Origin of the sequence: Micromonospora sp. DT53 (assembly GCF_049841535.1) — a bacterium.
GTDB lineage: Bacteria > Actinomycetota > Actinomycetes > Mycobacteriales > Micromonosporaceae > Micromonospora.
On record NZ_JBNCKM010000001.1, the window covers coordinates 860,594 to 873,109 of the forward strand.

Consider the following 12,516-nt stretch of genomic DNA (forward strand, 5'->3'; position numbering starts at 1 on the left):
GATCAGACGCGCGAGCATGTGATCCACCCTACGCGCCCGTCGGCCGGCTGGCACGGGGTAACTTGACCGGCGATGAACATTCTCGCGCTCGACCTGGGCACCTCCTCGGTACGCGGGCTGGTGCTGGACGCGGACACGCAGCCGCTGCCCGGCGCCCTGGCCCGCCGCAAGGTCGACCTCGCCATCGGCGACGACGGCACCGGCACGCTGTCCGGTCGGGACTATCTGGCGAACCTGGTCGAGTGCCTGGACGAGCTGGCCGACTCGGGGCACCTGCACGACGTCGGCCTGGTGGCGGTCTCCGCCCAGTGGCACTCGGTGCTGCCGCTGGACCGCGACGGCGCCCCGATGGGCCCGGTGGTCACCTGGCTGGACACCCGGCCCGCCCCGGTCGGCGGCACCGCCGGGCCGGCGGACCCGGACGGCTTCCACCAGCGCACCGGCTGCTGGTGGCACCGTTCGTACTGGTCGATGCGGCTGCCCTGGTTGCGCGCGCAGTCCGGCACCCCGATCGCCCGGTTCGTCGGTCTGCCCGAGTACGTGCTGGGTGAGTTGCTCGACGAGGCGCCCATGTCGATCTCCCAGGCTTCCGGGACGGGTCTGCTGGACCTGCGCACCCTGCGGTGGGACGAGGAGGCGCTGACGCTGGCCGAGGCGAGACCGGATCAGCTGCCGCCCCTCGGCGAGCTGGACTGGCACGGCCGGCTCCGGGTCGACCTGGCTCGTCGGTGGCCGCAGTTGGCGCAGGCGCGGTGGTCACCGCCGGTGGGCGACGGTGGGGCGTCGAACGTCGGCTCGGGCTGCGTCGACCCGAGCCGGGCCGCCGTCACCGTGGGCACCTCCGCTGCCGTACGACTGATGCAGCGGATCCCGGCCGGCGAGGCGATGCCCCGCCTCCCCGAACGGCTGTGGCGTTACCGGGTCGACCACGACCACGTGGTGACCGGGGCCGCGTACGCCAACGGGGGCAACCTCTTCGCCTGGGCGAACCGGGAGTTGCGGTTGCCCCGGGGCGCCGAGCTGGACGCGGCGTTGGCGCTGGTGCCGGCGGGTGGTGGCCGACCGGCGGACCCGCGCTTCGGTGGCGACCGGGCGCCCGGGCTGGCGCCGGCGGGCAGCGGTGAGCTGCGCGGTCTGAGTTTCGGCACCACAGCGGTCGACATCCTGGCCGGGCTGATGCAGGGGCTGTGTGAGCTGGTCGCCGACGATCTCGGGGTGCTGGAGTCCACAGTCGACAAGCCTGTCGGCGTGGTGCTGGGCGGCGGCGCGGTGGCCGCCTCGGTGTGGTGGCGGCAGGCCTTCGCCACCGCGCTCGCGCCGCGACCGGTGTCGCATCAACGCAACCCGGAAATCGGCGCCACCGGTGCCGCGTTGGTGGCGCTGGGACGCTTCGGTGACGCGATCGAGCTCGCCGACATCGGCCGGACGGACGAGCTGGTTTTACCGACCACGGCAGGACGTTCCCACCCGCAGTATCCTTCCTGAACCTCGGCCTCGCCCGGGCCGTTGACAGCGGTACCGAGCCTGGTTGGATGGACTGCGCTCCCCCGACCGCGGTGGACGCGGTAGGACGGAGGAGACAGGGTGGCGGCAGGTCCCGACCCGGCGAACGGCGCGGTGTCGAACCATCGCCGACGCCGCTTCGACGTCCGAGTCGTTCCGCATCGACGGCGGTCGCCGTTCAGGCTGCGCGACTGGCGGATGAGCACGAAGCTCGCCACCGTGCTGGTGGTGCCGTCGATGGCGTTCCTGCTGCTCGCCGGTGTGCAGACCAGCACGCTTGTGGGGCGGACGACGGCATTGAACGACTTCTCCAGTCAGGTCGGCATCGGCCGGCAGATCACCGCGGCGGTGCACCAGCTCCAGCAGGAGCGCGACCGCTCGGCGGGGGAGCTGGGTGAGCTGCGTAAGGGTGGTGACCGGCAGTCCGCCGCGAACGACCTGAAGCCGTTGCAGGCGGCGACGGACAAGGCCATCGTGGACCTCAGCCGGGCCGCCGAGCCACTGGCGGACGCGGACGCGTCCTGGCGGGTCGCCTTCTCCGAGGCGCTGGAGGCGTACGACCAGGTGGTCGACATTCGCGCGGCGATTCCGCCGGCGGTGCTCAGCAGCGAGACGATCCTGTCCAACTACCACCGGGCCGTCGGGGCGTTGCTCGACCTGCTCGCCGAGCCGACGCCGGGTCAGAACCAGCCGGCGTTGAACGACGCGGTGCTGCGCTACGTCCAGCTGGCGCGGGTCAAGGAACTCTCCTCCCGGGTGCGGGCCCAGCTCTACGCCGCCGCCCGCGCCGGTGCGTACGGCACCGATGACCGGGTGGTCCTCGCCGACCTGCGCGGGCAGCAACTCACCGCGCTCGGGGCGTTCCGGGTGGCCGCGACCACGGAGCAGATCCGCCGCTACGACGAGACCTCGGTGTCGCCGATGTTCCTGGTCGCCACGAGTTTGGAGGAGCGCAGCCTGTCCTCCGGTGGCGCGTCGCCGCAGGTGCTGCCGTCGGAGCAGTGGTGGTCGGCCAGCCAGCAGCGTCAGGAGTCACTGCGCCAGCTTGAGGCGGGCGTGCTCGACGACGCCGTACGCCAGGCCGAGGAGGCAAGCGCCGACCAGCTGCGGGCGACCCTGCTGGTCGTCGGCGGGGTCGTCACGGTCCTGCTGGCCGCCCTGCTGATCTCGTTGCTCATCGGGCGGTCGGTGGCCCGGTCGATGCGGATGTTGCGCAGCCAGGCGCTGCGGATCGCCCAGGTCGAGTTGCCGGACGCCCTGGACCGGCTGAAGACCGTCACCGGCGGGGTGCCCCGCATCGAGGTCGCGCCGGCGGTGGTCCGTTCGCTCGACGAGATCGGTGAGCTGGCCGAGGCGTTCGTGGCGGTGCACCGCAGCGCGGTCACTGTCGCCGTCGAGCAGGCGCTCATGCGGCGCAACGTCAACGCGATGTTCGTCAACCTGGCCCGGCGCAGCCAGGTGCTGGTGGAGCGCCAGTTGGAGTTGCTGGACGACCTGGAGCGCGAGGAGAGCGACCCGGACCAGCTGGAGAACCTGTTCAAGCTGGATCACCTGGCCGCCCGTATGCGCCGTAACGACGAGAGCCTGCTGGTGCTCGCCGGCACCGACTCCACCCGCCGGTGGAACCGCCCGGTCGGCCTCGGCGCCGTGCTGCTGGCCGCCGCCGCCGAGATCGAGCAGTACCAGCGGGTCCAGATCGAGTCGGTGGCCGACGTGCACGTGGTCGGGCACGCCGTCGGCGAACTGGTGCACCTGCTGGCCGAGCTGCTGGAGAACGCCACGGCCTTCTCCCGCCCGGACACCGTCGTGGTGGTGACCGCCCGGGTCGAGGCGGAGACTGCGCTGATCGAGATCGTCGACCGTGGTCTGGGCATGAGCCCGGCCGCGCTGGTCCAGGCGAACGAGGTGCTGGCCAGCCCTCCGGCAGCGGACGTCGCGGCGGTGGAACGGATGGGCCTCTTCGTGGTCAGCCACCTGGCGGCCCGGTTGGGCGTACGCGTGCGCTTGGACGGCGGTGCGGACGGCCTGGTCGCCCGTCTCGCCCTGCCCGCGGTGTTGCTGGCGCCGGCGGGCAACGTGGAGCTGGATGCGCCCCCGTCGGCGCGGATGCTGGCGGCGAGCGCGGCGCGGGGGGTGGCGTCGCCGTCCGGGGCCGTCCGGCAGGCCGCTGCCCCGACCCCGGGCGGCGCGGTACGGGACCTGCCGGTGGCCGGCCGCCCGCCGGGCGTCGGCGTGCCGCGTCAGGGCCGCCCGGTGCCGGTGCGCGCCGAGGACGTGTTGACCCCCGCTGCTGCCCGCGGTAACGGCGGCGGCTGGTATTCCCGGCAGGGACCGACCGCTCCGGCGGTGCCCGCATCGGCGGCGCCGCCGGCCATCCCGGTGACCGCCGGCACCAACGAGCGGGGGCTGCCGGTGCGGGTGCCCATGGCGCAGTTGAGCGCGGTCACCCGTTCGGCACAACCGATGTCGGCACCGACCCGCACCGACCCGGACCCGGAGGCGGTCGGCGGCATGCTCTCGCGGCTCTACAGCGGAGTACGGCGCGCCGAAGCTGAGGACACCACCGAGATACCCGTGCCACCGTCCGGGGGGCACGACGAAGGGGGACGACGACAGTGACGACGTTGAGCCAGGAGGCGCGTGACCTGAGCTGGCTGGTGAGCGCGTTCGCGGAGCGGGTGCCGGGTGTGGCGCACGCGGTGGTGGTCTCCTCTGACGGGCTGCTGGTGGCGATCTCCGATCACCTGCCCCGGGACAACGCGGACAAGCTCGCCGCGGTGACGTCCGGGTTGATGAGCATCACGGCGGGCGCGGCCTCGATGTTCGACGGCGATGTCGTCAAGCAGACGGTGGTCGAGATGGGCCGGGGCTATTTCCTGGTGATGCAGATCCGCGACGGTTCGATTCTGGCCACGCTGGCCGCCGGTGACGCGGACATCGGCGTGGTGGGCTACGAGATGGCCCGGTTGGCCAAGCAGGCGGGGGAGATGCTCACCCCGGCCCTGCGGGCGGAGTTGCAGCAGGCGCTGCCCCGCTGAGTGAGCTGGCCGAGGCCCGGACGGTCACCGGCTCACCCGAGCCGAGCCGTCCGGGCCCGGCCGTCCGGGTGGCGGCGCGTTCAGAAGCCGCCGTCGGCGATGACGGAGCGGTACCAGGTGGCGCTGCTCTTGAGCACCCGCCGCTGGGTGGCGTAGTCCACGTAGACCAGGCCCCAGCGCTGTTCGTAGCCCTGGTCCCATTCGAAGTTGTCCAGCAGTGACCAGACGTGGAAGCTCTCCAGCGGCACCCCGTCGGCGATGGCCCGGTGCGCGGCGGTGAGGTGGTCGCGCAGGAAGCTGATCCGACCGGTGTCCTGGACGGTGTCGTCTGCGCTCAGCGTGTCCGGAGTGGGCAGTCCGTTCTCGGTGATGGTGAGCGGGATGGGGCCGTAGTCGCGGGTGATCCGGGTCAGCAGGTCGTACATCCCCTCGGGGTAGATCTGCTGCCACTCGGCCTCGGAGGTCGCCCAGCGGTGTGCGGTGCCGCCGTCGGCGGTGACGTAGATCGGGGTGTAGTACTGCACGGCCAGCAGGTCGACCGGCGCGGAGATGATCTTCAGGTCGCCGTCGCGGATGCCCTGGACCATCCGGCTGTGCGGGCCCAGGTCGGCCAGCAGGTCCTCGGGGTAGCTGCCCTTGAACAGGGAGTCGAGGTAGAGGCGGTTCTCGTAGGCGTCGTAGAGGTGGGCGGCCGCGGCGGCCTGCGGGGAGTCGTCGGCGGGGTAGCAGGGGTGCAGGTTGAGTGCGGGGCCGATCCGGCTGTCGCTGCCGCTGGCCCGCAGCGCGGCGACGGCGTACCCGTGCGCGAGTTGCAGGTGGTGGGCGACCAGGTAGGCGGCGTCCGGGTCCTGCCGGCCGGGGGCGTGGTGGCCGGTGAGGTAGCCGTTCTGCACGACGGTCTTGGGCTCGTTGATGGTGAGCCAGGCCGGCACCCGGTCGCCGAGGGCGCGGAAGACCACGTCGGCGTAGTCGGCGAAGCGGTGGGCGGTGTCGCGCGACTCCCAACCGCCGGCGTCCTGTAGCGCCTGGGGAAGGTCCCAGTGGAACAGGGTGGCCATCGGGGTGATTCCGCGCTCGTGCAGACCGTCGAGGAGCCGGCGGTAGAAGTCGAGGCCGCGCTGGTTGGGCGCGCCGGTGCCGTCGGGCTGGATCCGGGGCCAGGAGATGGAGAAGCGGTAGCTGCGCAACCCGAGGTCGCGCATGAGGTCGAGGTCCTCGGCGTACCGGTGGTAGTGGTCGATGGCCACGTCGCCGGTGTCGCCGTTGCGGGTGCGCCCCGGGACGCGGCTGAAGGTGTCCCAGACCGATTCGCCGCGCCCGTCCTCCTTGGCGGCGCCCTCGATCTGGTACGCGGAGGTGGCCGCGCCCCAGCCGAAGTTGTCCGGAAAGCGCAGCGGGCCGGCGGGCCCAATAGGTATCGACATGGATTCTCCTCATGGATACGGGGCCACCGCCGAAAGATTCGGGAGCGCTCCCATGATAGGGCAGGCGCTGCCGGCCGGTCAGCCGGCCGTCAGAACGGCCGGGCGCTGGCGGGTGGGAGACGGGTGTGGCCCCGAGCAGCGAACGAGGCCGTCCGGGCGGCGCGGCGCGCCTGTCCCGTCGGCCTCTTTTCCTATCGTGTACGGGGGTTTAGTGTGGGGACGGGGGAGGGCAACCCCCGTCCCCACCGTAACTGCACACACACGGGCGAGATTTGGGTCCTGCCGTGCGTGTCGCGCGGGAGCCGGGCCACGCGAGTGGCTCTGGTTCCACCTCCCTCCCTGTGGCGGGACGATGGCTGACGACGGCGTCCGGGCTGGCCCGTCGTCGGCCTTCGGTTGGGTCCCTGGGCTCGTCAGAGACGACCCCAGCGATCTTCTTCTTGGAACCTTGTCGATGGAAGCGCTCCCATCGACCGATGTTGCGACTGTAACGCCCGTCACGCCTTTGTGAAAGACCCAAAACGAGATCGAAACAAGGAGCTGATCCATCGCTCCGTGCGCTTGTTGTGGGAGCGCTTCCATGGCACACTGTCGATTCGACGCGACAGGAGCCACATCGCGTGAGTGCGGGTCCACCGAGGGCAGCCGGCAGCACCAGCTCCGGTCACGGTCACCCGATCAGCCGGCGGGACCCCCTCCCGTGCGGGCCGCATCGCCCCAACCCCGGCCGGGCCCGGGGAAGACCACCTTCCCGGCGCCTCGACATCCCCGCGGACCACCACCCTCGCGGGCAGGCGCCTCGCCGGGGACCATCCCGGCCTGGTCCGAGGAGACACCGCGCACATGAGACAACTGGCAATACGCCGCCGCGTGGCGCTCGCCGCCGCCGCGCTGCTCGCCATCGGTGGGGTGACACTGCCTGCCGGCGCCGCGCAGGCCGCGCCCGCCTGCGACGTGGTCTACGCGACCAACGACTGGAACAACGGCTTCACCGCCAACGTCACCATCAAGAACCTGGGCGACCCGGTGAGCAACTGGACGCTCAAGTGGACCTTCCCGACCAGCGGTCAACGGGTCACCCAGGGCTGGTCGGCCCGGTTCAGCCAAACCGGCAGTGCGGTCACCGCGACAAACGAGTCGTACAACGGCAACCTCGGCACCGGGGCCTCCACCACCATCGGCTTCAACGGCGCCCACACGGGCAGCAACCCGAAGCCCACCGCGTTCACCCTGAACGGCACCCCCTGCAACGGCACCCCGGCCAACCAGCCGCCGACGGTCTCGCTCGGCCTGCCGAGCGGGCCGTTCACCGCGCCGGCCGACGTGCCGCTGACCGCCACCGCCAGCGACCCGGACGGGACGATCAGCAAGGTCGAGTTCTACCGCAACGGACTGCTGATCAACACCGACACGAGCGCCCCGTACGCCTACACCCAGGAGGACCTGCCGGCCGGCAGCTACACGGTGCAGGCCAAGGCGTACGACAACGCCAACGGCATCGGGGTCGACGAGAAGGCGTTCACCGTCAGCGCCGCCAACGGCCCGACGCTTGTCGCCACGCCGTCCGCGGTGAGCGTCGCCGAGGGTGGCACCTCCACCTTCAACCTGAAGCTCAGCGCCGCGCCGACGGCCAACGTGCCGGTCACCCTCACCCGCACCGGCGACGCCGACGTCACGGTCTCGCCGACCACCGCCACGCTGACCCCGAGCAACTGGAACACCGGTGTCACCGTCACGGTCGCCGCGGCGGAGGACAGCGACACCGCAGGCGGCGCCGCCACCATCACCGCCTCCGCCACCGGTCTGGCCTCGCTGGCGGTCACCGCCACCGAGATCGACAACGACACCCCCGGTGGCGACAACACCTACATCGCGAAGTTCCTGGAGCAGTACGGCAAGATCAAGAACTCGGGCTACTTCAGCCCCGAGGGCGTGCCGTACCACTCGGTCGAAACGCTGATCGTGGAAGCACCCGACCACGGTCACGAGACCACCTCGGAGGCGTTCAGCTTCTGGCTCTGGCTGGAGGCGAACTACGGGCGGGTCACCCAGAACTGGGCCCCGTTCAACAACGCCTGGACGGTGATGGAAAAATATATAATTCCGAATCATTCAGACCAGCCCACTGCGGGGTCTGCCGGTACCCCGCAGTACGCCGCGGAGTACAACCTGCCCAGCCAGTACCCGTCGGCGCTGAACCCGAACATCTCGGTCGGTCAGGACCCGCTCCGCTCGGAGTTGCAGTCCACCTACGGCACCGGCGACATCTACGGCATGCACTGGCTGATGGACGTCGACAACACCTACGGCTTCGGTCGCTGCGGTGACGGCACCACCAAGCCGGCCTACATCAACACCTTCCAGCGGGGCACCCAGGAGTCGGTGTGGGAAACCGTCCCGCAGCCGTCCTGCGACACCTTCAAGCACGGCGGTCAGTACGGCTACCTCGACCTGTTCGTCAAGGACACCGGCGCCCCCGCCAAGCAGTGGAAGTACACGAACGCCCCGGACGCCGACGCCCGCGCCGTGCAGGCCGCGTACTGGGCGCTGACCTGGGCCAAGGCGCAGAACAAGCAGGCCGACGTCGCGGCCACCATCACCAAGGCCGCCAAGATGGGCGACTACCTGCGGTACGCGATGTTCGACAAGTACTTCAAGAAGATCGGCAACTGCGTCGGGGCGAGCACCTGCCCCGCCGGCAGCGGCAAGGACTCGGCGCACTACCTGCTGTCCTGGTACTACGCCTGGGGCGGCGCGTACGACGCCAGCCAGAACTGGTCCTGGCGGATCGGCTCCAGCCACAACCACTTCGGCTACCAGAACCCGTTCGCGGCCTGGGCGCTGACCAACACCCCGGAGCTCAAGCCGCAGTCGTCGACCGCGGTCGCCGACTGGACCAAGAGCTTCGAGCGCCAGCTGGAGTTCTACACCTGGCTGCAGTCCGCCGAGGGCGGCATCGCCGGTGGCGCCACCAACAGCTGGGACGGTAGCTACGCCCAGCCGCCGGCCGGCACCAGCACCTTCTACGGCATGTTCTACGACGTCGACCCGGTCTACAACGACCCGCCGTCGAACCAGTGGTTCGGCATGCAGGCCTGGTCGATGCAGCGCATCGCCGAGCTGTACCTGCAGACCGGCAACGCGAAGGCCAAGGCGCTGCTGGACAAGTGGGTGCCGTGGGCGATCGCCAACACCACGGTCGGCACCAACTGGTCGATCCCGTCGGACATGGCGTGGACCGGTCAGCCGACCACCTGGAACCCGTCCAGCCCGCAACCCAACACCAACCTGCACGTCGAGGTCACCGTGAAGGGCCAGGACGTCGGCGTCGCCGCCGCCTACGCCCGGACCCTGATCGCGTACGCGGCCAAGTCGGGCAACGCGGCGGCGAAGGACACCGCCAAGGGGCTGCTCGACGCGCTGTCGGCCGCCAGCGACGCCAAGGGCGTCTCCACCACCGAGAAGCGTGGCGACTACCGGCGCTTCGACGACGTCTACAACGCGTCCACCGGGCAGGGCCTCTACGTCCCGCCGGGCTGGACCGGGAAGATGCCGAACGGCGACACCATCGCCGCCGGCAAGAGCTTCCTCGACATCCGGTCCTTCTACAAGAACGACCCGGACTGGCCCAAGGTGCAGGCATACCTGGACGGTGGTCCGGAGCCGAGCTTCAACTACCACCGGTTCTGGGCGCAGGCTGACATCGCCATGGCGTACGCCGACTACGGCAGCCTGTTCCCGAACGGCTGAAACGACCCGGGGTGGGCGGCGTGGACCGCCCACCCCGGGGTCCGGCCCGGGTCCGGGGAACGACGGACCGGGGCTGGCGGACGGCCTGACACCCACGGTCAGGCCGGGGTGGGCCGGCCATCTGGCCGACGCAGCGGATCGGTCGGCCCACCCCACCGCCCGGACTGGAGCTAGTCGCGAAAAAGCCCAGAAATTCGGGCCCTCGCGGGATCACACCGAGGACCGTGACGGAGTAACGTACGTCACCGGAGAGGCCGCTCCCCCCGTGGCGGCCTCTCCACTTTTTTGTCAGGAGCCCGGCCGCCTTTCCGCCTTGAGGCCGGCGGGCCGGGTCAGCGCGGCGGCGTAACCGGGTGACGCGGCCCCGGGTGCCCGGCCGGCAGTGATCGCCGCAGCACCACCCAGCTCAGCGCCAGCGCCGCAGCGACCAGCGGCCAGGTCAGCGCCACCCGGGCCACCACCAACGCGAGCACCTGCCCACCCAGGTAGAGCGGCACGAACACGGCGAGCCGCAGCAGGTAGGTCGCCGTCCACACCCAACTGGCCCGGCCGTAGCCGCGCAGCAGCGCCGGGTCGCGCCGCCACCGGGCGCGCTGGCCCAGCACCGCACCGACCAGCACGCCGAGCAGTGGCCAGCGCACCACGACGCTGACCGTCCACGCCAGAGCGCTCGCGGCGTTGGACAGCACCTGGATCAGAAAGAAGTTCTCGGCCCGGCCGGTGCGTACCGCGATCAACGCCGCGACGCAGACGGCCAGCAGCCCGATCAGCACCGAGCGCGGCCGGTCACCCCGACGCAGCCGTACGCCGGCCACCACCGCGCCGACGGCCAGCGCCGCGCCGACCCCGCCCCACAGCGACTCGCCGCCCAGCAGCCAGCCCGCCGCGAACGCCAGCGGCGGCAGGGTCGCGTCGACGGCACCGCGTCGCCCGCCGAGCAGATCCGTCAGCGACTCGGCCCGCGACGGCCCTCCCGGACCGGTGTCGGCACCGGCCCACCTGGGCGGACCCGACTCCGGGTCGGCGCCCGCACGCTGCTCCGGACCGGGTTCGGCCGGGCCGCCGTCACGCTCCGGTGTTCCGTCCACCACCGCCTCCTCGCCTCCGGCACAACCTAACCGGCCATTGGCGGCGGGCCACCGCTCGGACCGCCGACACCTGCCGCTACGGTGTGCGGATGCGCGCGACGGCACGGGGTTGGACCGCGGTCTGGTTGGTCGTACTGGCCCTTGTCCAGGCGGCTGCCTTCCTCGCCGTGTGGCGGGTGGCCGTGCACCTCGAGATCGGCCAGTGGGTGGACACTGTCGCCCTCACCGGCAACCGGATCGGACAGGACACCATCGACGGTCCGGTGGACCGGATCCTCAACGCGATGTCGGTGGTCTCGCTGCTGGCCGCCACCGCGATGATCGGGTTCATCGCGCTGATCCGGGGGCGGATCGCCCTGGCGATCACCGCGACCCTGCTGATCGCCGGAGCGAACGTCACGACCCAACTGCTCAAGTACGGGCTGAACCGGCCCGACTACGGTCTCGACCCGGCGCGCGCCGCGGTGGGCAACAGCCTGCCCAGCGGGCACACCACGGTGGCCGCCTCGGTGGCGGTCGCGCTGATGCTCGTGCTGCCGCGCAAGGTGCGGGCCGTCGGCGCGTTCATCGGCGCCGGCTACGCCGCCGTCGCCGGAGTCGCCACCCTCTCCGCCGGCTGGCACCGGCCCAGCGACGCGGTCGCCGCGTACCTCGTGGTGGGCGTGTGGGCGGCGTTGGCCGGGCTGCTCCTGTTGGTGACCCAGCGGGAGCAGGCCGAGATCGCCCCCGGCGACGCGCACCGGATCGCGGCGCTGGTGCTCGGGCTCGGCGGTGTACTCGCCCTGGTCGTCTCCGGGCTCGCCCTGTCCTGGCTGATCGACCTGCGCGGCACCGGGCCGGAGGAGCTGGCCCGCCGCCCCCTGTTCGTCGGGTACGCGGGCAGCGCCGCCGGGATCGCCGGCACGATGGCCGTGGTGATGGCGTTGGTGCTCACCGTCGTGCACCGGTTGGTGCCACGGGTCAAGGGCTGAGCCGTCCGGTGCGTCCGATCCGGGCGGCGTTCTCCGCCGAGTGCGCGCGGCTCACCGAGACCCTGACCGAGCTGGCCGACGATGACCTCGACCGACCCACCGACTGCCCTCCGTGGGACGTCCGGGACCTGATCGCGCACATCCGCACCGGGGTCGGCCGGCTGACCGGCATGCTCGCCGCGCCGGCCCCGGCACGCGCCGAGGTGGACGCCGCCGACTACTTCGGCACGGCGAAGTTCACCGCCGAGGTCGACGCCGACCGGATCGCCGGCGGCCAACGGGAGGCGCTACGGGTGGGTCGGGCGGCGCTGGCGACCGAGTTCGACCGGGCCTGGCGGGCCACCGAGGCGGCGGTCGCGGCCGCGCCGCCGGACCGGGTGGTGCGAACCCGCCACGGCGACGCGATGCGCCTCGACGAGTTCCTGCGGACCCGGGTCGTCGAGGTGGGTGTGCACGGGTTGGACCTGGCCGCCGCGTTGGGCCGGCCGCCGTGGCTGACCCCACCGGCGGCCGTGGTCATCGGCGACCTGCTGACCGGGGGGCGACCGACACCAGCCGGGTTGAGGTGGGACCGGCTGACCCTGATCCGCAAGGCCACCGGCCGGGCGGTGCTGACCGCCGCGGAACGGACCGCGATCGACACCGCCGGCTTCCGTTGGCTCGCCTTCGGCCGCTGACCCCGGCCGTGCGGGACCGCTGCCGTTCGCTGCTGGCCCCGGCCGTGCGGGACCGCTGCCGTTCG

The 12,516-nt window shown here is 71.8% G+C and carries 8 protein-coding genes; 6 read left to right on the plus strand and 2 right to left on the minus strand.

The features are described from left to right. Positions 1–72: 72 nt before the first annotated feature. The 3 genes from ACLQ3B_RS04115 (at position 73) to ACLQ3B_RS04125 (ending at position 4,541) form a co-directional block, all read left to right on the plus strand. On the plus strand, positions 73–1,485 hold the full coding sequence (locus ACLQ3B_RS04115; RefSeq protein WP_425777440.1) for an FGGY family carbohydrate kinase: 1,413 nt from the start codon (positions 73–75) through the stop codon (positions 1,483–1,485). A gap of 99 nt (positions 1,486–1,584) precedes the next feature. Continuing rightward, positions 1,585–4,122, plus strand: coding sequence for a sensor histidine kinase (locus tag ACLQ3B_RS04120; RefSeq protein ID WP_425777442.1), 2,538 nt, complete (start codon positions 1,585–1,587; stop codon positions 4,120–4,122). Further along, entirely contained in the window at positions 4,119–4,541 is a 423-nt protein-coding gene (locus tag ACLQ3B_RS04125) for a roadblock/LC7 domain-containing protein (protein WP_088988684.1), read from the plus strand. Before ACLQ3B_RS04120 ends, ACLQ3B_RS04125 begins: the two co-directional genes overlap by 4 nt. A gap of 80 nt (positions 4,542–4,621) precedes the next feature. Here ACLQ3B_RS04125 and ACLQ3B_RS04130 read toward each other — a convergent pair whose 3' ends face one another. Beyond that, positions 4,622–5,965, minus strand: coding sequence for a GH1 family beta-glucosidase (locus ACLQ3B_RS04130; RefSeq protein WP_425777445.1), 1,344 nt, complete (start codon positions 5,963–5,965; stop codon positions 4,622–4,624). Positions 5,966–6,808: 843 nt separating this feature from the next. Here ACLQ3B_RS04130 and ACLQ3B_RS04135 point away from each other — a divergent pair. Next, positions 6,809–9,715: a glycoside hydrolase family 48 protein gene (locus ACLQ3B_RS04135; RefSeq protein WP_425777447.1), complete on the plus strand. Its 2,907-nt coding sequence runs from the start codon at positions 6,809–6,811 to the stop codon at positions 9,713–9,715. Positions 9,716–10,047: 332 nt separating this feature from the next. Here the strand turns inward: ACLQ3B_RS04135 and ACLQ3B_RS04140 are convergent, their stop codons facing one another. Next, positions 10,048–10,665, minus strand: a complete 618-nt coding sequence (locus ACLQ3B_RS04140; protein ID WP_425778049.1) for a DUF3159 domain-containing protein — start codon at positions 10,663–10,665, stop codon at positions 10,048–10,050. Between the two features lie 221 nt (positions 10,666–10,886). On the opposite strand from ACLQ3B_RS04140, the gene ACLQ3B_RS04145 reads away from it, so the two are divergent. Together ACLQ3B_RS04145 and ACLQ3B_RS04150 are read left to right on the plus strand one after the other, a co-directional pair. Then, positions 10,887–11,774, plus strand: coding sequence for a phosphatase PAP2 family protein (locus ACLQ3B_RS04145; protein WP_425777449.1), 888 nt, complete (start codon positions 10,887–10,889; stop codon positions 11,772–11,774). A gap of 8 nt (positions 11,775–11,782) precedes the next feature. Continuing rightward, positions 11,783–12,451 (plus strand): maleylpyruvate isomerase N-terminal domain-containing protein, encoded by a 669-nt coding sequence (locus tag ACLQ3B_RS04150; protein WP_425777451.1) that lies wholly within the window; start codon positions 11,783–11,785, stop codon positions 12,449–12,451. The last annotated feature ends 65 nt before the right edge of the window (positions 12,452–12,516 follow it).

Coding starts and splice junctions, on each gene's coding strand:
- ACLQ3B_RS04130 (WP_425777445.1), bottom strand. CDS start 5,965: ATGTCGATACCTATTGGGCCCGCCGGCCCGCTGCGCTTTCCGGACAAC.
- ACLQ3B_RS04135 (WP_425777447.1), top strand. CDS start 6,809: ATGAGACAACTGGCAATACGCCGCCGCGTGGCGCTCGCCGCCGCCGCG.
- ACLQ3B_RS04115 (WP_425777440.1), top strand. CDS start 73: ATGAACATTCTCGCGCTCGACCTGGGCACCTCCTCGGTACGCGGGCTG.